A 17,081-nucleotide genomic window follows, 5' to 3' on the forward strand; every position below is an offset into this window, starting at 1 on the left:
TTTGCCGGTATTTGCAAAAGGAATTCGGGTATATGTCTGTGTTGACCATCTATGTGGCCGGGTCTTTCAAGCACAAGCACGGAGTGCGCCTTCTGGGGCGCGAACTGCGGGGCATGGGTTGTCGCATGCTGGACTGGACAGACAAAGCCGTACCGCCGCCAGGGTTGACCCCCGCCGAGCGGCGCATCTGGATGGACACCGACCGTGACGGCGGCGAGGTCTACGCCTTTTGCCACAATGCGTGTCTGACAGCGGATATGGTCATTTATTACGGCGCTTCCGGGCAGGACGCCGGGGTGGAGGTGGGGCTGGCCGCCGGGGCTGGAGTTCCTGTGCTGGGTATTCGCGGCCCGCTGGAAGGGCCGGGGCTGATGCTGCACGGGGCTGTCAGAGGCTGGGTTGACAGCGTGGAAGAAGCGCTGGACGTTGTGGCCGCCTTGCTGGCCTACGTCGATGCCGACTGGAAAGATTTTGAGGTCGAGTCGAACCCGGTTTTACGCCGCATGGGCGAGAAATTGCGGGCGCGTGGGAGCGAACTCTGAGCCCGATGACTCTAGTCTGGCTCTGGTAAAAGTGCCTCAAATCTGAAGGGCTGTTGCGCAAATGTTAAGCCGCCTCCCCTGCAAGAAAATTTTGCAGGGGAGGCGGCTTTTTGATTTATGCCATATTAAGTTTCGGTAGCTACGGCAGCTCGCGCGACTCCACATCGCCAGAACCGCCGGGGCTGTTCGCGCCGCTGGAAACCGGGGTGATGCTTGGGCTGCCGGAGGGTTCCATGCTGCCGTCCATGGGGCTCACGCCTGTGGCATGCTCCGGCTGCATGTTATCAAGCTGGCCCGCCTTTTGGGGGAACATGAGGTAGCTTGTTACGCCCGTCACACCACCAACACCGCGCGCGGCCTGGATGGCGAGCTGCTTTTCCGCATCATCCCTCACCACGCCAAGCAGCACCACACGCCCGGAATTTACCTCCGTATCTATACGGGTGGAAGAAAGCCCCTTGGTGGCAATAAGGTCTTTGCGCAGCTTGGTGGCCAGCACAAAATTGCTGGAGTCGCTGGTGGCGGGGGTGAACCAGTGGGTCGTGACCGAGCGGGGTTTGTAGCGGTTGGCTATGGTCACAGCCTTGCCCTGCATTGTGTCGGGTATTTCACCCACAAGGAAAACATGGCCGTAAAAACTGTATACCGCAACAGACCAGCCGCCAGAGAAGCTTTCGTCAAGCAGGGCAGTCTTGATTTTGGCAGAGAGTTCCTTGTCGTCCGACATGGTGCCCATCAGGCGCTGGTCGTCATAGATGGAATAGCCGGTGTATGCGCAGCCGTTCAGCAGCGTGACGCAAAACAGCAGCAGTAGAAGCGCCAGTCGTTTCATGGAATCCTCCTGAACCCCGCGTTGCGGGCGAATCGTCTTAACGTAGTCGATCAACTCGTCTTTGCAGGCGTGCCATGGAGGCTACCTGCAAAAGGAGCGAAGTTTTTTATTCTTTTTCGCGGCGGATACGCGCCCCAACGGCGTTGAGCTTGTGCTCGATGCTTTCATAGCCACGGTCGAGGTGGTAGATGCGCCGTACTTCGGTAACACCCTTGGCCGCCAGGCCTGCCAGAACCAGCGAGGCGCTGGCGCGGAGGTCGGAGGCCATCACTGGCGCGCCGGTGAGCTTCTGCACGCCGCGCACCATGGCCGTGTGGCCGGAAACCTTGATCTGCGCGCCCATGCGCATGAGCTCAAGCACGTGCATGAAGCGGTTTTCAAAAATGCTTTCTTCCACAACACTGGCCCCTTCGGCAAGGCACATGAGCGCCATAAGCTGGGCCTGCATGTCTGTGGGAAAGCCCGGGTAGGGTTGGGTTTTTACATCCGTGCCGCGCAAGAGGCCAGCGCAACGCGCCAGCACACCCTCGGGGGTGTTGGTGATCTCCATGCCCATGCTGCGCAGTTTGAGAATAACGGCTTCAAGATCTTTGAAAGGGCAGTTGCGCAACATCAGTTCGCCGCCAGTGATGCCAGCAGCCACGAGGAAGGTTCCCGCCTCAATGCGGTCGGGCATGACGGGGTATTCCCCATCGTGCAAGGAGGTAACGCCCTGAATGCGGATAACGGATGTGCCGTGCCCCTCGATTTTTGCGCCGCAGGCCCGCAAAAAGTTTGCGAGGTCAACAATTTCTGGCTCGCGGGCGGCGTTTTCGAGTACAGTTTCGCCATCTGCAAGGGCTGCGGCCATGAGCAGGTTTTCCGTGCCGCCCACTGTGGGCATGTCAAAAGATATGTGCGCGCCCTTGAGCTGGCGGCAACGACCAATGATATAGCCTTCTTCAAGCTGAAAGCTGGCGCCCATCTGCTCCAGCCCTTTGAGATGCTGGTCTACGGGGCGTGCGCCAATGGCGCAACCGCCGGGCAGGGCTACGCGCGCCTGACCAATGCGGGCCAGCAGCGGGCCAAGGCACAGAACAGAGGCGCGCATGGTGCGCACCAGATCATATGGAGCTTCCGGCAGTAAATTGCCGGGCTGCACCTGTACCCGATGATCGTTGTATTCGCAGGTGCAGCCCAACATGTTCAGGAGCTTGATGGTGGTATGTATATCACGCAGGTTGGGCACATTGGTGATTGTGACCGGCTCTGACAGCAGAATGCAGGCAAAAAGAATGGGCAAGGCCGCATTTTTGGACCCGCTGACCTCAATGCCGCCAGTAAGCGGAACGCCGCCTTCAATAACCAGTTTGTCCATGGAGTGTCCCCGAAAAAAATGTTTGACGCCAGACGTGCCGTCAGCGCCTGAATTTTAGACGCGATATCTTGGCTTGCGAGGCGGGCAAGTGGCATGGCTGGCGGATTTTTGCCGCTAAGCCAAGCAGCGGTTGCAAGTGTAGATACTTTTCTAGATAAAATCCAGATGAAGCTAGGCTGAAAAAATACTTGCCAAACTAAAATAACCTGCTTATAAGAATTTTCCCGTGGCGGAAGTAGCTCAGTAGGTAGAGCACCTGGTTGTGGCCCAGGTGGCCGTGGGTTCAAGTCCCATCTTTCGCCCCACAATTTTCCCGCGCCGCAACGGCGCGGGTTTTTTTTCGGAGCGTGGCGCAGCCTGGTAGCGCACCTGCTTTGGGAGCAGGGGGTCGAAGGTTCGAATCCTTTCGCTCCGACCAAATAAATCAAGGGCTTATGGTGAATAACCATAAGCCCTTTTTGTTTAGGATACACACAAGGATACACAGGGCATAAAATTCTGTTGGCCTGTAAAAAATAAAATCATTAAAATTAGATAGTTGTGGAATTTACTCTTTGTCGCAGTCTGCAATAGAAATGCGGCGTGTTGCAACTAAGTGCAATCCTTGCAAAAGACAGTTTTTGCCTTTGCCCTTTGCCTGCCAACGACTCCGAGCCACCTTGCGGTGGTCTCTTTTTTGCGAAAATTTGATCGGAAAAGGCCGAAGGTTTGGCGCGGATGAGTTCGTTTTTCGGCGGATAATTTTGTGCTGGAATCTTGGGTGAAGAATATTGCGATGAATCACCAAAAGGTAGGCAGTGGATACTAGCGGTAGGAAAAGAGGGCCAGAGAAAGGCCGGAGATATGAAAAAAAGGCGGGTTTTCCCGCCTTTTGTGTTCTTGTTATTATTCAGTGTGTGGCTGTTGCGACCTGGTCGCGGGTAGCTCTTCAAGGCACAATTTTTATAGTAAATTCATCAATTTTTCGAGAAATGACTTTGCATAAATTTTATATTCAATCTTTTTTATGTTTCCATTGAATATAAATGTGGCATTGTCATTATAGTCTTTTACAATTACACCCTTATCAAGTGATATTATACTTCCATCAATTACTTCAAATTCCCCTTTTTTAGTTTCTATATTAGTGTATACAAATCCATAATTACCGGGGTAAGTATTTCCGTTCATAAAGGAACATACGAATATTGTAATGATTGATATCATTAGTATTGTCATGATTGTTATTAGTCTGTTTGTTGATCTTGTTAGAAACGAAATTAATTTATTTAAAAAAACGAAATTATGTATTTTATATATCAGTTTTAATAAAAATAATGATACGAATGAGAGAAGTTTTGCCAAAAAAATGTTTATTGTATATATTATTATTAGTAGTATAGAGATTGCAAACCACATTCTAAATGCCATGATAAAATCATGTATCGAAAATGGAATTGATGACAAGCCAACACCAACTCCAGCAAAAAAAGCAGCATTGCATCCAATCGAGATAAAGAAAGCGCCAGCAGGGATGACAATTATTGCTTTTGCACAAATATCTAGCGTGCGCTGAATGCTGTCTGGAAATTGTACTGTTTTTTGCGTTTCATCTTTCAAGGCGTTTCTCGCATTAATATGTGTGATTGGTTGCCAAGAAAATTATATGAACGTTTCTATTATGACAAGACAACACGCTTTGTTGTTGGGAAATACGCATAGCTTGACGTTATTTTCATTTTTTCGCATGCCTTCAAAAGGTGCTTAAAACACCTTTAATCAACAGCGGGAAACCACACCCGTCAGCTTGTAGTTTTTTGCATCCACTGAAAAAGGACGCGCTTACGGAGTTCTGTGCCGGCAGGCTAGGAAAAGATGTCGAACTCTGCGCCGCGCTTCTTGATGACACGCACCTAATAACGGAAGACTAAGTAGTTAAACGCAGCCCCCACAATCTTATGATGGTGGGGGCTGCGTTCTTTTGAGGTGTGGGAAAGTATTTTCTGACTAAATAACTATGTTTTGAGGTAGTTTGTAAAATTGTTTTACGTAAAAATCAATTTCAGGCGTTAAATTTTACATTTTCTGATTGTATATGACTATAACTCAAAAAATTTTATGTGCTTTTATGATTAGTATCGTATTTATTAATTATGAAAAGATAAAATAGTAGCAACCTAATAAAGTTCATTTCTAGAAAATTTAACAAAATAATATTGACAAGTGACGTTGCAGATTTATTAGTCAAATTGGCCTGCTTGAAAAAAAGCGCCGCCAGTCTTGCAGGACTGGCGGCGACTTCAGGAACAGATCGGCTGTTCCTCTCTTTTGGTCAGAGATGAAGTAAACAGCCGATCTTTCCTTGTCAAGCGTATGTTCACGTTTTAGCAAGGAGATCATTCCACATGCTCCTCACCTAACATTGCAATTGTTTTGGTCAAGAACACCCGCAACAATTTAATATCCCCTTGATGGGGAGGAGCATCGTATTATGGCTAGTGATCAGACACATATTGTTCCCAATCCTAATGGTGGTTGGGATTCCAAAGATACCGGAAATTCTCGCGCCTCGAAACATTTTGACCGCAAGGCGGATGCCCAAGACTGGGGGCGGGATCACAGTCGGAATATCGGCAGTGAATTTGTCATCCATGATAAGAAAGGGGTTATCCGTCAAAAGGATTCCCACGGCAATGACCCCTGTCCGCCGCGTGATAAAAGATAGGTTCAGTTAGCAACAAGGCCTCGGATTCCCGGGGCCTTTTCTTTTATGGTGATTTTTATCCCCCTACCGGGGTGCCAGTGGTGCTGCCGCCGGGCTGAACGCCCGTGTGGGTATGCCCGCGCAGGGAGACGGCCCCGGCGGTAACGTCCTTATCGGGTACGGCCACGCCGCCGTTGCGCACAGTGAAGTCGCCGTAGAGCGTGGAGCTGCCCGGCCCGCCCTCGTAGCCCTCAGTGGTGAGGATGCCCTGAATTTTGACCACGGGCGCGCGCAGCAGGATTTCTTGCGCGCTTTCGATAGTCACCTTGCCCTTGGCCTTGATGGTTTCCTCACCTTCCACTGTCACGGTGTCGGCCCCTTGCACAGTCAGACCACGATTGCCCACAATGTCGATCTGGCGGTTGCCTGTGACCTTGCTTGTGTGATCCTTGCCCACCGTCTCTTGCGCAGCGCCTGCGGTGGAGTGAGTGGAGTCGCCCCCGGCTGTGAGGTTGAGCGCGCCAAGGCTGCCCACATCTGCGCGCAGGCCTGCCAGCATGGTCAGCACCGTGCCCACTTCCACAGTATGCGTGCCGTCCACTTCCACGGTGGAATGCTCAGAAACGCGCCGCGTCTCCCGCGCCAGCTCCGTGGTGCTTTCCATGGCTTCCACGCGGCGCGTAACGCTTTTGTCCGCTATTTCCGCATCTGTCTGGCGGCTCCAGGTGCCACCCGCATCCGCCCTCTGAAAGGTGGTCGGGCTTTGTTGCAGCAGCATTTCTTCCGGCCCCACCTGCGGCAGCGAATCGCCCATGCCGTACATTTGCCGGATAATGGGGTGATCCTGCCGCCCGTAAGCGAAGCCAACAACCACAAGCGCCCCGGGCCTTGGCGGCGCAAAAACGCCAGCCTCGCCGCCCGCACCCAGCGGCACGGGAAGGGGCACAGCCGTGTAATGGGGAAAGGCCGGATCCGGCTCCATGTCTGCGGTGAGAATTTCAATGTCCGCAGCAAAGCGGGGTCGAAAGCGTTCCGAGCTGGCCCCCTGGCTGGGGGCATCGGCAATGGCCAGCACACGCCCGTACCTGTCTAGGTGCAGCCCGCCAGAAAGCTCTGGAAACAGGCGCAGAATGGCCTTTTTTAAAAAGTCTTGCATTTGAAACTCATGTTTACGCCAGACAGGGTGACAGTTTCCACGCGTCCGCCGTCTGCGGCGGCATTGACCACGCAGCCCGGGCGAATATCTGGAACGGCAGCCATTGTGCATTGCCCGCCCGCAGAAACCTGCTTGAACACGTTTTGCGGGATTTCCACCTCGCGGCCTTTCCAGCGCGAATCCGCCCAGGAGCCGACAAAAATTTTACCATCTCCCTGAGAGAGCCACACATAATCGTCAATTTGGAACACCTCACCCAGGGTCTGCATGGCATGCATGGCGCTGCCAAAGCCGTAAAAAAACGGAACTTTTGCGGATGCATAAGGCCGCTCCGGCACAATGAACTCCAGCCCGGTCAGCTCCGCGTAGGTGACCAGCACCTCCCGCAGGGTGGGGTGGCGCAGGCTCAGGGGGGCGGCATTATCCATGCGCGCCGAAAGTTCGCGGCAAAAAAGGCGTTGCTGCTTGGCATCCACAGTGGTTGAGGTGACAACCTCGCCGCAAAAAAAACGGGTGAGCGCGCTTTGAAAATGCCAGCCCAGCGAGAACTCCACCCGGCCTTCAAGGCGCTGATCCGCGCGTACCTGAAAAATGGCCGCGCCCGGGCGGCTTATGTCCAGGCGCACCTCGTCAGACACAAGGGGGTATTCCGCGCCGTTCACCACAAGGCGCTTGAGCAGCTTCATTCTTCATTCTCCGGCCCGATTTTTTCGTTAAGATACTTGAGCACTTTTTCGATGGAACTCAGCTCTTCCTCTTTTTCCTCTTCATCGCTGCCAACAGAAGCGCCCGTGTTGGTTTGCGTGGACGCAGCCCTGGTCCCCTGCCGGGCCTCTTCCATTTCAGGAACAGACACATGCTCGGCCAGGGTAAAGCTGATAGACCACATGCGCAGTTTTTCGTCTTCGTCCACCTTTAAGTTGCCCGTAAAACGCCCCTGTCGCATGCCTGCGGCATTGGCGGTGTCGTTGGTGATGGTGTAAATTTTGCCATCACCGTTTTCGGTAGCCTCGGCAATCCGCATGAGCTCGCTCAGATCGTTGGCATCCTTGAAGCGCAAAGAAAGCCGAACTTCCAGCTTTTTGCCCTTTTTGCCTTTGTCAGCCTTGGCGGTGGATGACGTTTCGCCGCTGGCGTCTTCGTCTTTAAACTGCGCGCCAATGCTCATGTTCAGGCCGAAGCCGGGAACCGTGTAGTCGTCAAGAATCAGAAAGGACATGCGGCATTCTCCCCGGGGCAGGTCAGGCATGCGCTGTTGGTAAGAGTGCGCCGGCACAGGCCGAAACTTTCACGGTAAAAGGCCACCTGATCCGGCTTGCCAAGCCAGCACAGCAAGGACGTGCATTTGCTGGCAGCGTCAAAGGGAAGGGACAGTTTGCCAAGATAGCGGAACAGCACCGCGCCTGGCGCATGGATGCTGAACCCCGTCCAGGCATCGTTGCCGCCGATCATGCTTTGGGCCAGATGTTGCAAGGTTGCGGCCTTTTCCTCGATCTTCCGCGCCTGTTTTTGCGCGAATGCCGCCAGCCTTTCGGCGGGGGAGGTCGCCGCCAGTGCCGCGCCTTCCCCTGTTGCCAGCATGCTGCCCAGGGCTTTGGCCACCATTTGCCCCTTGGAGTTCTGCTGCGGCGCCATCTGCCCCCATGCCGGATAGCCCGGCCCTTTGGGAATGATGAACTTGTCCGTCTCCAGCGTGGCCAGCGCCTGCGCGCGGCGGCAAGCTTGCTCCAACTTGGGGATAGGAAACACCGAGTTAAAGGCTGACAGCGCCTGAGCCATAGCTGCATGGTTGACGGTGCCCACGAGCAGCACCACCAAGGCCAGCTCCGCGCCCGGGTCTTCCTGCGGGGCATCGGCCATGCGGCCAGCAAGTGCGGCAAGGGCCTGCTCCGGCGTCAGGTAGGCGTATTCCCCTTTACGGGTGCCAATGCCGTACTGAAAGGGCGTTATGACCATAAATGATGCGGGGCTTCCCACAGCGGCGGTTGCCCCCTGGCGGGCCGCGGCCATTTGCGCGGCAAGTTCGCCAGATCCAGACGGCGGCAAGCCTAGGCCTTGTAGAGACTCTGCCCCCTCAGAAAAGCCTTGCTGCACGCTGGCCAGCGCGGGCGACAATCCTTCCGCCAGATTTGCCGTTACGGAAGGCGGCGCAAAAGCAACACGCTGAAAGCCCATGCTCACTCCCTACACAGCGTAGCTGACGACTACGGCCTGCACGGCTTCAGCCGTTTCGGCCGCATCCACGGCGGCCAGCAGGGCAGTGCGGCGGGCGGTGTGGATAGCCAGCAGACTTGCAAAGCCTTCCGGGTCATCTGTGCGCCAGTCGTACAGCGCGGAGGCAACCTCAAACGATGAAGGTGGTGTACCAACGCTGGGCATGGTGAGGCTTGCGGACATGGCAGCGTCAAAGCCCGCGCTGATTGAAGCGCGCTTGCTGTTTTGCGCTTCTGCCAGAGTGGGAAGTGGCCGTGTTGCACTCCAGCCGTCAGGGTAGGGGCCGTACTCCGTAATAGTATGGGGCTGCCCGTTAATGTAGCCGGATTCGCCGGTGTGGTTTTCAACCTGAATCCATTTGCCATTTACCGCTCGTGCCCATTTTCCCGGTTTGATGGGCGGGGCATCAGGCAAGGAATTGTGCGGTTGGGTGCTGCCGTAGTCGCTCACAGGGTACAGATAATATCCATCCGCATCGTGCTGGTAATACGTACTCATGTCTTATCCTTTGAATAAGCCGACAAAAACGCAGCCGAGTCTGATAAAAGCTCTTGTGCGCGTTTCCACCGCGTTTTGGCGTTGATTTACTATATATGTCGGGGCGTAAAGGCCTTGTCCGGTAGTAACAACAGAACGCACTCCTTCATCTTTCCACGTCACGTTGCCGGTTACGGTAGATATGTCATGGCCGTCTGATCCCACATGAGTTTGAACACTGGTTATGCCAGTCTGTACAGAATCCTGGTGCCACCCGCCTACGGATTGTCCGTCAAATCCAGCATCGCGTTCATAATCTCCACGGGTATCTGGCAGTCGTATTGTTCTGGCGTCTTTGTCCAGCACAAAATAAGGTACTCCTCCTACACCTCCAGCAGCCGTTGACAATGCCTGCCACTGTGATTCGCTTTTACACTTCCATGCATTTTTTGCGTCGTGCAATGCCGCCCATAGTAACGGTACAGTCGTATCAGCCTTGGTGATGACTCCCCCGTTGCGTACCGCAAATCCTGCCGGGCATGTCTGTTCAAACAGATTTACAAAAGCTGAAGGATAGAGAGCGGGTGTGCCAATGACGGATATCCGATCCCCATGCAGCTCGGTGGTGACGCCATCGGGCCGTATGGTGCCTGCAACTTCCGGAGTGGCGATGTCGGGAATGGGCAGCGCGCCGGATGTTTTGCGCGGTCGCAGATCCGTGACCGTGCCGTCCGCCTCGATGCGGGCCACCAGGGCGCGGTAGTGCATGAGGCCAGTATCGTCAGCGGCGCTGTCTGCCAGGGGGGCTGCGGGCGGCGTGAGCATGGGCGAGGCCTCGGCCACGCGGTCGCTGCCGGTGTGCTTGAGGCAGACGTCAAGCCAGACGTTCTGCGGCAGGTTGGCGCTCTCCGGCGCTGCCAGGGGCAGGCTCTCGGCCAGTGCCGCGCGGATGCCGCCCACATAGCCAAGGCCCGGTACAAAGGCGTAGGCCTCTGCCGTTTTTTGCAGCAGCCAGCCATCAGCATCGAAAAAGACCTGGCCGTAGACATCGAAATTGGCGAGGCGCTGGCGCTCGTCAATGCCGTTGAGGCGCACGGTAAAATCAAGCTGCCACACGTCGGCGCTGATGGTCAGACCCGTAAGCTCCCGCGCACCCGTGAAGGTCAGCAAAAAGTTGCGGGTCAGGTTATTGCCCGTCTTGCCGTTGGCCTCGTCGTAACGGCGTTTTTCCAGCGCCGGGAACGTGGCCACAGCTACCAGCGTTGCATGTTCCGAGCACCAGAGGCCCTGCCAGTTGAAAACAAAGTCCCCCATGTCGCTGCCCAGCATGGCGCTGTAGACAACCTGGTTGGGGTTGACGTAGGCGCGGTACTGCGGGGGTATGGCGTAGCGCAGGGCGATTTGCGCCTCTGCCGGCACGGTGACGCCGGGCGCAATGGCCTGGGTGTGATCCTGCCCGGGCACGTTGGCCAGAATCATGGTGTCGATAATGAGGGCCTTGCCCTCGGCCTGAAGGCGGGCAATAAGGCTCTCGCCCGCGGCGGTCAGTATTATACTCATAAATGCGCCTCCAGTGTGGCGGCATGGTGGTCAAACACGGCCAGACGCGCGCCGGCATCGGCAATGGCGCGGTTGCTCATGGCGGCTTCTACGGTTTCCTGATGCCAGGAAAAGCGGCCCACATGGGCCAGGGCCGGAATGGGAATGCGGCTGTCGAAGTAATAGCGGCGGCAGGTGCGGCCGTAGTCCTCAATGATGATTTCCAGCACGTTCTGCTGGTCGGGAAACTGCGAATCATCGGCAATGATGCCCACGCGATCCCAGTCTTGCCCGGGGACGCGCTCGGCCAGGGAGAGGCCCCCAAGCTCCAGGCGCTCAAAAATGCGGCCCCAGCCTGCCGTCTGCCCAGAGTCGCGCGCGTTGGCGTAGGCATGGGTGACGCGCAGACGGTAGAGGCGTTCCGGCTCGCCGGGGTATCGCCGCACGCAACGCTCCCAGGCCAGAAGGTTCAGGGTGCGTTCATCGCAGGTCATGGGATCGCGATTGTCCAGGCTCCAGGCTGCGGCCTTTCCCAGCATGGAAAACCACGCGTGGGCAGCCTTGCCAAGCTTGGTGCTTTCCGCGCCATTCATCCAGAAGGACAGGGAAAACAGGGCAAGCCTGTTCATGCTTCACCCGGAACGATCTGAAGGTTTTCAAGCACAGGCAGGGCCAGCAGGGAAACAATGTCTTCCGTGCGGTGAAATTCCACGCTTTTAAGATCAGGCAGAGCCGCATGCAGCTCATCGCTCAGGCGGGAAAAGGAAAAGCGGGACTGCGGCAATGTCTTGGTCATGTCATGGGCTGTATTTTGGCGGAATGCGCAACGGATGCGGCTTTCCACCTCCACGGCCAGGGCGGCGCGGCGTTCCTTCCCGGCTTCGTCCACAGCATGCACGGTGACCGTAAGCGCTTCCGGCTGTTCGGGTATGGGCATGCACAGCAGGTCATCGCCGTGGCCGTGGTTGCCCATGCCCATGATATAGCTGTTGATAGCCTCGCACAGCGATTGCGGGGCCGGGCCGCTCTCAACCATCACATAGCAATTGGCTGTTCCCGGGCCGCGCACAGCCTGACGGGCCTCAAAAAAGAGGTAGTCAATGCGTATGCCTGTGAATGCCGCGATCAGCGCCTTGTAGGCTGCATCGTGGTGTAGCTGCCCCACAGCGGCAAACTGGTTGCGGCAGCGCAGGCGCAGGGCATCATCCGTTTCCGTATCAGCGCCGGGCGAATCCAGCCAGTCCGCCGGATTGGTCACGTCCACAATGCCGTCGATGGGCTGCGAAAGAATGGAATAATAGCCCGCCCCAAGGTTCCAGGCCTCGCCGTGCTGCTCGGCCTCCACCGCAACCTCAAGCGATTGCGCGCCGTTGGGAATGATGGATTCCTGCAAGGTTTTCACACGATACACCACGCCGCCCACTGGAGGCGTTTCAACAAGCGAGCCTGCGGGAATGGTCAGGTCGCCAGTGGCGGAAGCCCTGGTAAAAACAACGCGGCCTCTGGCAGCGGCAGAACCCTTGCGCGAGAGGTCAAGCCCCCAGGCGTACACGTCCAGATACACGCCAGATGCGAACCGTAAAAAGGAATTGGGCAACACGCTTTCTACCAGCAGTGCAACGAGCCATTGCGCTGGCTGGGTGACAATTGCCGAAATGAGCCGCCAGAAAGGGGAGAAGGACGAGTCGTTGCGGATCAGCGAATCCTCATTGGCGTTGCAGGCCTCCCAGCGGGCCTGCATTTCGGATTCCGTCACGGGCATGCCAGAATCGCGCAGCATGCCTGTAAACAGTTCCTTGGCATAGGTTGTCAGGCCAGCCATTATTTTGCCTCCTTGGCTTCATCCGCATAGGCCAAAAAAGAGATGCGTCCGAATTTTCGTGTTTCGGCAGTAAGCCAGAACTCGACACGCTCCCGGCTTGTCCAGGTTTCCTCAATGCGGGTTGTTCCGGGTTTTATGCGTGTATCCTGATCCACCATGAGCGAAAGCTTGACGAGATTGGTTTTGCGCTTGCGCACGTTGCGCTCGCCCACAATGTCCACCAGCAGCCCGCTTTCGCGGATCATGTGCTGAATGTCCTGGGCGATGCAGGCACGGTCGGGCACCAGTACGGGATAGCCCCCGGCATCCAGCGCAAGATCGTCATCGATGATAAGCAGGTCGCAGTATGTTGCAGGCATGGGGCCTACCCGTAGGTCATGGCCAGCACGTCATCCATGCTGGTGGGCGGTGTTTCAAAGTGCAGGTGCTGTTCGCCAATGGAAACGCTGCGTCCGCTGTTGTTCACGGTGGAAGAACTGCTGGAGGCCAGTACGCCGCCCTGCTGCACCTGTAGGGTTTTGGACTGCTTGAGCCCTCCCAGTTCCGGGCCTTCCATTGCCGCCGTGTCCGGCACAAAGTTTGCGGCCTTCCAGCCCATGAGCTTTTCCGCGTGTTCTCCCATGCCTGGGATAAAGGAGAGCATCCTGCCAATGTAGTTCACAAAATATTCAAGAGGTGTCAGCGCGGTTGCAACGGCGAACCGTAGTACCTTTGTCCACGAAAAATCGGTAAAGATGTCGGTAAACAGACGCCAGCGTTCTTCCAGCGTGGACATGAGCAGCAAAAACGGCTGGCCGAATGACCCCAGACTTTCAAAGAAACTGCGCAAAAGCGTCCACGTCGCGCCGATGGCGGACTGTATCTGCTCCCAGTACATGATGCACAGGATTAGCGACCAGACAAGAAAACCCAGCGGATTTGCGCGAATAGCCCCGGAGAGAAGGTTGAACACAACCGTAACAGCCTTGATGGCCCCGGTAACGGGCATTGCCGCCAGGGTGAACAGATGAAAGGCCACAGTGCCGACGGCCACGGCTCCGGCAAGGGAAACTATGGCCAGCATGCCGAAGCCTATAACCCTGGCCACGTTGGGGTACTTGGTTATCCATCGGTTCAGGGTTTCAAGGTGGGCGCTGGCCCTGCTTGTCCACCGCTCCAGAGTTGGCGTGAGCTTTTGCAGAAAGTTTGCCCGCACATAGTCCACAGCCGCGCCAAAGCGTTGAAAGGCATCCGTGGTTTGCCGGGCGGAAGCCCTGGCACCGGTCATGTCCGTAACGCCCTTGACGTCTTTGATAACGCGGGTGAGTTCCCCCTGTTTGGATAGCAGGGTGTTGAGGAATGCTCCGGCCTGATCGTCGTTCAGCGCCTTGCCAAGGCGCGCTTGCTGGGCAGTTGTGAGCGTGTCACCATACTTGGCGCGCAGGCGCTCCAGAATATCCACCATTGAAAGCATGCGCCCCTGCTGGTCGGTAAAGGATACCCCCACGGCGCGCCCGGCTGCGCGTGCGTTATCCACCAGCAGCTTGTACTTTTCGCCTGCGGCAGTGCCGCCCATGTCTGCCTGGGCGGCGGCAATGACGGCCATTTGTTCCCCCGCGTCAATGCCAGCCCTGGCGGCGCGGTTGCCCAGCGCGTCAAAGCCAGCGGCGATTTCCTCGCCTTTGCTTTTGAACTCCTTGGCCACAAAGGCAGTTTGCCCGGCCAGCTGTTCAGCCCAGCGGCTTTTGCCCATGCCAGCCGCCTGTGTTTCAAAAATGCCGTGCATATTGGCCATGTAGCCGGTCATGCTGTCCACGCTGGACCGGCTGGCCAGGGCCAGAACATTGCTGGCGGTGGTAAAGGTTGCCAGCTCCCCGGCAGTGAGGTTGTCGATTTTTTCCTGTATGGCTGTGGACGATTTGATAACGTCCACAGCACTTTTGCCGTATTGCATGGCAAAGCGCCCAGCGGCGTTTTGCAGTGTTTTAAGCCCCTTTGAATCCACGCCCAGGGCCTCCACCTGCCCCAGGGCATTGTTCAGCTCTGTGGCTGGCGATACCAGCGCCCGGATTGATAGGGCCGCACCAGCGATGCCCATGGCCCCGGCACCCACGCCCACAAAGGCTCCCTTGGCTTTGTCGGTCAGCCCGGTAATGTTGGCCTGAAGCCGGGATATTTTGCTGATGGCGCCTGCATCCTGCACGCCGATGGCAAAGAAGAGCTTTTCCAGTTTTGTTGCCATGCTGTATCGGGGTTAGGGGTTCAGTGCCTTGGCGATGCCGTTGGCTATGGCGATGCTCATTTTTTCCCAGTGGTCGTTTTCCAGAAACATGGCTTCGGCCATGCAGGGAACGTCTATTTTGCGCCCCGGAAACCACTTGCGGCAGAGTACAAAAAGCTGGGAAAGCCCTGGCTGCGCAAGGTGAGCGGCGAGGCGTTCTACTCCCCCACCGTAATGGTGAGGTCAGGCGCGTATTCCTCCACCACCTGCGACCATATCTGCATGGCCGCGCCGGGCAGATCGATAAGGCCCTTGAGGGTTTCCTTGTCCTCGGCATGCACGGTGCGCATGAGGGCATTGCGCGTGGGCCCGACCTTTTTGGTGCTCTGGATTTCGTCAATGTACTTGTTGTAAACTTCGGGCGTAACGTTGAAGCGCAGGATCTTGCCATTGATGCTCAGGGTAACGGTTTTATTCATGTGGAGTTTCCTCTCCGGGATTGATTTTGCGTTGGATGTATCGTTCAAGGGCGCAGACGCCCGCCTCATAAAGCCTGCCCACAAGCTCCAGCCCACCCCAGCCCACCAGAAAAAAAAGGGTGTAGTGCCATTTTTCCGGCGTCTCGGCCTGGATGAGCGGGCAAACCATGTTGGCCGTGGCCACGCCGCCCACTACCTCAATAAGGGCTTGCCCCAGGGTCCGGCCTTTGCGGGTGGAATGCATGAGCGCGCCGCCAGCACCGTACAGGCTGGCCGGAAGCAGGAAAAATTGCAGGAGGCGCTCAAGGTAGTTCAGGGATTCGGGATCCTGCATTATTCATCCTTGCTGTAGAGGCCGCGCAGGGCCGTTTTGTCATCGTTGGCGTCACTCAGGGCCGCTTGCAGTTCCAGGGCGTAATCCAGCAGCTCGCCATTGGTCGCACCCAGGCTTGGGGGCACAGGCTCCGGCACCGGGGCCAGCAGCACGGGTGGGGGCTTTGACCACACAAAGTCAATGCGCGGGGGCGTTGGCCTGGAGCAACCGCACAGCAGCATCAGGCAAAGGGCTGTCAGCCCAGACAGAATAAGTTTTATCATGGCGCGCCTTTTCCTTTTGCTGGCGTAGTGCCGTCTGGTTTTTGGCCCGCTGATCCTTTTGGGAACGCCAGTCGGCCAGTGCTGTATCCACCGTGTCCGCCCAGTTTTTCTGTTCCTGCACTGCCCTGGCGTTGGCGGCTGCGATTGTTTCAAGCTCCGCTATTTTTGCCGCCTGCTGCTGCCCCTGCCGCACCAGCCAGAACAGGGCCGCCACCAGCGCCACAGCGCAAAGGATAGCGCCTGCGGTTTTAAACATGGGGCTGCGCCCCATCCCGCCACCATGCGGCAACGTCAAAGCAGGGGCAGGCCTTGTTGGCGTAGTCCTGGTGTCCGTGCAGCCCGGCTGAAGGAAAGCGGCCGCGCAGATCCGTGACCAGCTCGCGCAGGGCCGCCCATTGTTCCGGCGTGTAATTGGCGGCGGAAACGCTTTTCCCACTGGGTGTTTTTTCCAGTCCACCCACAAGGCAAATGCCGATGGAACGGGCGTTGTGGTCTTTGCAGTGCGCCCCCGGAGTATCCAGCGGGCGGCCCTGTTCGACCGCGCCGTTGCGGCGGATTACAAAATGGTAGCCAATGTCGCTCCAGCCGTTGTCGCGCACGTGCCACTGCCGTATTTCAGCCGCGCCAATATCCATGGCTGGATAGGTTGCCGCGCAGTGAATGATGATGTCGTCAATTTTGCGCATGAACTTCCTCAAATGGGTTTAGCCAGGGGTAACAATGCCCTCGGTTTCCGATGCGCCCAGGTATGGCACGCCGTTGATGTGCACAAAGTCCGGGCTGGTGACGATAAACTTCACCTTGCTGGTGTGCTTGGAAGCGCCTTCGTTCTGGTTGATGTTCAACAGACTTTCCACCTTGAGCTTGCAGCCGAAGGCCTCGACCTTCATTTCCTCGCCACTGGCGGCCTTGGCGTAAAACAGCATGTCGAATTCCGGCAGTTCGCGCCAAGAACCTGCGGAGGCCGCAGCCTCGGAGAGAATGGACAAGGCCTGCGCGTCCAGATCCATGTCGCCCTCGCCGCTCACATCGCCCGCCACCCAGCCGTTGGGAACGCCCCTGTCTTTGGCTACTTCCACGTTGTCGGTAATGCCCAACGTGGCCTGGCTTACGGTGAGGGAGAGATCCCCCACGGTTATGGAAAAATCCTTTGCCCCTATTCTTTGGCGGCTCATTGGTCAGC

General features: G+C 56.6%; 22 protein-coding genes and 2 tRNA genes. 5 read left to right on the forward strand and 19 right to left on the reverse strand.

Annotated elements, in window-relative coordinates; genetic code table 11:
* The first annotated feature begins 32 nt into the window (after positions 1 to 32).
* Positions 33 to 542: a translation initiation factor 2 gene (locus tag JMF94_RS03315; protein ID WP_240823764.1), complete on the forward strand. Its 510-nt coding sequence runs from the start codon at positions 33 to 35 to the stop codon at positions 540 to 542.
* A gap of 139 nt (positions 543 to 681) precedes the next feature.
* On the opposite strand, the gene JMF94_RS03320 is transcribed toward JMF94_RS03315, so the two are convergent.
* Positions 682 to 1,374, reverse strand: coding sequence for a BON domain-containing protein (locus tag JMF94_RS03320; protein WP_240823765.1), 693 nt, complete (start codon positions 1,372 to 1,374; stop codon positions 682 to 684).
* Between the two features lie 106 nt (positions 1,375 to 1,480).
* Entirely contained in the window at positions 1,481 to 2,731 is a 1,251-nt protein-coding gene (murA, locus tag JMF94_RS03325; RefSeq protein WP_240823766.1) for a UDP-N-acetylglucosamine 1-carboxyvinyltransferase, read from the reverse strand.
* 229 nt (positions 2,732 to 2,960) lie between these two features.
* Between murA and JMF94_RS03330 the strand changes: the two genes are divergently transcribed.
* Positions 2,961 to 3,036, forward strand: a tRNA-His gene (locus tag JMF94_RS03330).
* Between the two features lie 36 nt (positions 3,037 to 3,072).
* Positions 3,073 to 3,149 (forward strand) — tRNA-Pro (locus JMF94_RS03335).
* A 524-nt stretch (positions 3,150 to 3,673) separates the two neighbouring features.
* On the opposite strand, the gene JMF94_RS03340 is transcribed toward JMF94_RS03335, so the two are convergent.
* Positions 3,674 to 3,901 (reverse strand): hypothetical protein, encoded by a 228-nt coding sequence (locus JMF94_RS03340; RefSeq protein ID WP_240823767.1) that lies wholly within the window; start codon positions 3,899 to 3,901, stop codon positions 3,674 to 3,676.
* Between the two features lie 22 nt (positions 3,902 to 3,923).
* On the opposite strand from JMF94_RS03340, the gene JMF94_RS03345 reads away from it, so the two are divergent.
* Together JMF94_RS03345 and JMF94_RS03350 are read left to right on the forward strand one after the other, a co-directional pair.
* On the forward strand, positions 3,924 to 4,286 hold the full coding sequence (locus tag JMF94_RS03345) for a hypothetical protein (protein ID WP_240823768.1): 363 nt from the start codon (positions 3,924 to 3,926) through the stop codon (positions 4,284 to 4,286).
* Positions 4,287 to 5,201: 915 nt separating this feature from the next.
* Complete coding sequence (locus JMF94_RS03350) at positions 5,202 to 5,435, forward strand: DUF2188 domain-containing protein (protein ID WP_240823769.1); 234 nt, start codon at positions 5,202 to 5,204, stop codon at positions 5,433 to 5,435.
* A gap of 55 nt (positions 5,436 to 5,490) precedes the next feature.
* Here the strand turns inward: JMF94_RS03350 and JMF94_RS03355 are convergent, their stop codons facing one another.
* The 16 genes from JMF94_RS03355 to JMF94_RS03430 form a co-directional block, all read right to left on the reverse strand.
* Positions 5,491 to 6,570, reverse strand: a complete 1,080-nt coding sequence (locus JMF94_RS03355; RefSeq protein ID WP_240823770.1) for a hypothetical protein — start codon at positions 6,568 to 6,570, stop codon at positions 5,491 to 5,493.
* Complete coding sequence (locus tag JMF94_RS03360; protein ID WP_240823771.1) at positions 6,555 to 7,256, reverse strand: hypothetical protein; 702 nt, start codon at positions 7,254 to 7,256, stop codon at positions 6,555 to 6,557. The genes JMF94_RS03355 and JMF94_RS03360 overlap by 16 nt, the downstream gene beginning before the upstream one ends.
* Positions 7,253 to 7,789, reverse strand: a complete 537-nt coding sequence (locus tag JMF94_RS03365) for a DNA-binding protein (RefSeq protein WP_240823772.1) — start codon at positions 7,787 to 7,789, stop codon at positions 7,253 to 7,255. The genes JMF94_RS03360 and JMF94_RS03365 overlap by 4 nt, the downstream gene beginning before the upstream one ends.
* Positions 7,777 to 8,745 (reverse strand): hypothetical protein, encoded by a 969-nt coding sequence (locus tag JMF94_RS03370; protein WP_240823773.1) that lies wholly within the window; start codon positions 8,743 to 8,745, stop codon positions 7,777 to 7,779. Before JMF94_RS03370 ends, JMF94_RS03365 begins: the two co-directional genes overlap by 13 nt.
* A 9-nt stretch (positions 8,746 to 8,754) precedes the next feature.
* A complete protein-coding gene (locus tag JMF94_RS03375) occupies positions 8,755 to 9,282 on the reverse strand; it encodes a phage tail protein (protein WP_240823774.1) in 528 nt (175 codons plus the stop codon).
* A gap of 3 nt (positions 9,283 to 9,285) precedes the next feature.
* On the reverse strand, positions 9,286 to 10,821 hold the full coding sequence (locus JMF94_RS03380) for a phage tail protein (protein WP_240823775.1): 1,536 nt from the start codon (positions 10,819 to 10,821) through the stop codon (positions 9,286 to 9,288).
* A complete protein-coding gene (locus tag JMF94_RS03385) occupies positions 10,818 to 11,429 on the reverse strand; it encodes a phage tail protein (RefSeq protein ID WP_240823776.1) in 612 nt (203 codons plus the stop codon). Before JMF94_RS03385 ends, JMF94_RS03380 begins: the two co-directional genes overlap by 4 nt.
* Positions 11,426 to 12,622, reverse strand: a complete 1,197-nt coding sequence (locus JMF94_RS03390; RefSeq protein WP_240823777.1) for a baseplate J/gp47 family protein — start codon at positions 12,620 to 12,622, stop codon at positions 11,426 to 11,428. Before JMF94_RS03390 ends, JMF94_RS03385 begins: the two co-directional genes overlap by 4 nt.
* Positions 12,622 to 12,981 carry a DUF2590 family protein gene (locus JMF94_RS03395; protein ID WP_240823778.1) on the reverse strand — a complete coding sequence of 120 codons (360 nt, stop codon included), beginning with the start codon at positions 12,979 to 12,981 and terminating at the stop codon, positions 12,622 to 12,624. Before JMF94_RS03395 ends, JMF94_RS03390 begins: the two co-directional genes overlap by 1 nt.
* 5 nt (positions 12,982 to 12,986) lie before the next feature.
* Positions 12,987 to 14,843 carry a phage tail tape measure protein gene (locus JMF94_RS03400; protein WP_240823779.1) on the reverse strand — a complete coding sequence of 619 codons (1,857 nt, stop codon included), beginning with the start codon at positions 14,841 to 14,843 and terminating at the stop codon, positions 12,987 to 12,989.
* 197 nt (positions 14,844 to 15,040) lie between these two features.
* Complete coding sequence (locus tag JMF94_RS03405; RefSeq protein ID WP_240823780.1) at positions 15,041 to 15,301, reverse strand: putative phage tail assembly chaperone; 261 nt, start codon at positions 15,299 to 15,301, stop codon at positions 15,041 to 15,043.
* Positions 15,294 to 15,635: a hypothetical protein gene (locus tag JMF94_RS03410; protein ID WP_022657832.1), complete on the reverse strand. Its 342-nt coding sequence runs from the start codon at positions 15,633 to 15,635 to the stop codon at positions 15,294 to 15,296. Before JMF94_RS03410 ends, JMF94_RS03405 begins: the two co-directional genes overlap by 8 nt.
* On the reverse strand, positions 15,635 to 15,898 hold the full coding sequence (gene lysC, locus JMF94_RS03415) for an Rz1-like lysis system protein LysC (protein WP_346770005.1): 264 nt from the start codon (positions 15,896 to 15,898) through the stop codon (positions 15,635 to 15,637). The genes JMF94_RS03410 and lysC overlap by 1 nt, the downstream gene beginning before the upstream one ends.
* Positions 15,813 to 16,154, reverse strand: coding sequence for a hypothetical protein (locus tag JMF94_RS03420; protein WP_240823782.1), 342 nt, complete (start codon positions 16,152 to 16,154; stop codon positions 15,813 to 15,815). Before JMF94_RS03420 ends, lysC begins: the two co-directional genes overlap by 86 nt.
* The gene (locus JMF94_RS03425; protein WP_022657835.1) at positions 16,147 to 16,584 is read right to left on the reverse strand and encodes an N-acetylmuramoyl-L-alanine amidase; all 438 of its coding nucleotides are present in this window, start codon (positions 16,582 to 16,584) and stop codon (positions 16,147 to 16,149) included. Before JMF94_RS03425 ends, JMF94_RS03420 begins: the two co-directional genes overlap by 8 nt.
* An 18-nt stretch (positions 16,585 to 16,602) precedes the next feature.
* Positions 16,603 to 17,073 (reverse strand): phage protein, encoded by a 471-nt coding sequence (locus tag JMF94_RS03430; RefSeq protein WP_022657836.1) that lies wholly within the window; start codon positions 17,071 to 17,073, stop codon positions 16,603 to 16,605.
* Positions 17,074 to 17,081: the final 8 nt, after the last annotated feature.

The organism is Desulfovibrio sp. UIB00 (assembly GCF_022508225.1).
In the GTDB taxonomy this organism is placed as follows: Bacteria; Desulfobacterota; Desulfovibrionia; order Desulfovibrionales; family Desulfovibrionaceae; genus Desulfovibrio.

Excerpts from the sequence above, each read along its gene's own strand:
- JMF94_RS03315 (WP_240823764.1), top strand. The coding sequence starts at position 33 with ATGTCTGTGTTGACCATCTATGTGGCCGGGTCTTTCAAGCACAAGCAC.
- JMF94_RS03320 (WP_240823765.1), bottom strand. The coding sequence starts at position 1,374 with ATGAAACGACTGGCGCTTCTACTGCTGCTGTTTTGCGTCACGCTGCTG.
- murA (WP_240823766.1), bottom strand. The coding sequence starts at position 2,731 with ATGGACAAACTGGTTATTGAAGGCGGCGTTCCGCTTACTGGCGGCATT.
- JMF94_RS03340 (WP_240823767.1), bottom strand. The coding sequence starts at position 3,901 with ATGAACGGAAATACTTACCCCGGTAATTATGGATTTGTATACACTAAT.
- JMF94_RS03345 (WP_240823768.1), top strand. The coding sequence starts at position 3,924 with ATGATTGATATCATTAGTATTGTCATGATTGTTATTAGTCTGTTTGTT.
- JMF94_RS03350 (WP_240823769.1), top strand. The coding sequence starts at position 5,202 with ATGGCTAGTGATCAGACACATATTGTTCCCAATCCTAATGGTGGTTGG.
- JMF94_RS03355 (WP_240823770.1), bottom strand. The coding sequence starts at position 6,570 with ATGCAAGACTTTTTAAAAAAGGCCATTCTGCGCCTGTTTCCAGAGCTT.
- JMF94_RS03360 (WP_240823771.1), bottom strand. The coding sequence starts at position 7,256 with ATGAAGCTGCTCAAGCGCCTTGTGGTGAACGGCGCGGAATACCCCCTT.
- JMF94_RS03365 (WP_240823772.1), bottom strand. The coding sequence starts at position 7,789 with ATGTCCTTTCTGATTCTTGACGACTACACGGTTCCCGGCTTCGGCCTG.
- JMF94_RS03370 (WP_240823773.1), bottom strand. The coding sequence starts at position 8,745 with ATGGGCTTTCAGCGTGTTGCTTTTGCGCCGCCTTCCGTAACGGCAAAT.
- JMF94_RS03375 (WP_240823774.1), bottom strand. The coding sequence starts at position 9,282 with ATGAGTACGTATTACCAGCACGATGCGGATGGATATTATCTGTACCCT.
- JMF94_RS03380 (WP_240823775.1), bottom strand. The coding sequence starts at position 10,821 with ATGAGTATAATACTGACCGCCGCGGGCGAGAGCCTTATTGCCCGCCTT.
- JMF94_RS03385 (WP_240823776.1), bottom strand. The coding sequence starts at position 11,429 with ATGAACAGGCTTGCCCTGTTTTCCCTGTCCTTCTGGATGAATGGCGCG.
- JMF94_RS03390 (WP_240823777.1), bottom strand. The coding sequence starts at position 12,622 with ATGGCTGGCCTGACAACCTATGCCAAGGAACTGTTTACAGGCATGCTG.
- JMF94_RS03395 (WP_240823778.1), bottom strand. The coding sequence starts at position 12,981 with ATGCCTGCAACATACTGCGACCTGCTTATCATCGATGACGATCTTGCG.
- JMF94_RS03400 (WP_240823779.1), bottom strand. The coding sequence starts at position 14,843 with ATGGCAACAAAACTGGAAAAGCTCTTCTTTGCCATCGGCGTGCAGGAT.
- JMF94_RS03405 (WP_240823780.1), bottom strand. The coding sequence starts at position 15,301 with ATGAATAAAACCGTTACCCTGAGCATCAATGGCAAGATCCTGCGCTTC.
- JMF94_RS03410 (WP_022657832.1), bottom strand. The coding sequence starts at position 15,635 with ATGCAGGATCCCGAATCCCTGAACTACCTTGAGCGCCTCCTGCAATTT.
- lysC (WP_346770005.1), bottom strand. The coding sequence starts at position 15,898 with ATGATAAAACTTATTCTGTCTGGGCTGACAGCCCTTTGCCTGATGCTG.
- JMF94_RS03420 (WP_240823782.1), bottom strand. The coding sequence starts at position 16,154 with ATGTTTAAAACCGCAGGCGCTATCCTTTGCGCTGTGGCGCTGGTGGCG.
- JMF94_RS03425 (WP_022657835.1), bottom strand. The coding sequence starts at position 16,584 with ATGCGCAAAATTGACGACATCATCATTCACTGCGCGGCAACCTATCCA.
- JMF94_RS03430 (WP_022657836.1), bottom strand. The coding sequence starts at position 17,073 with ATGAGCCGCCAAAGAATAGGGGCAAAGGATTTTTCCATAACCGTGGGG.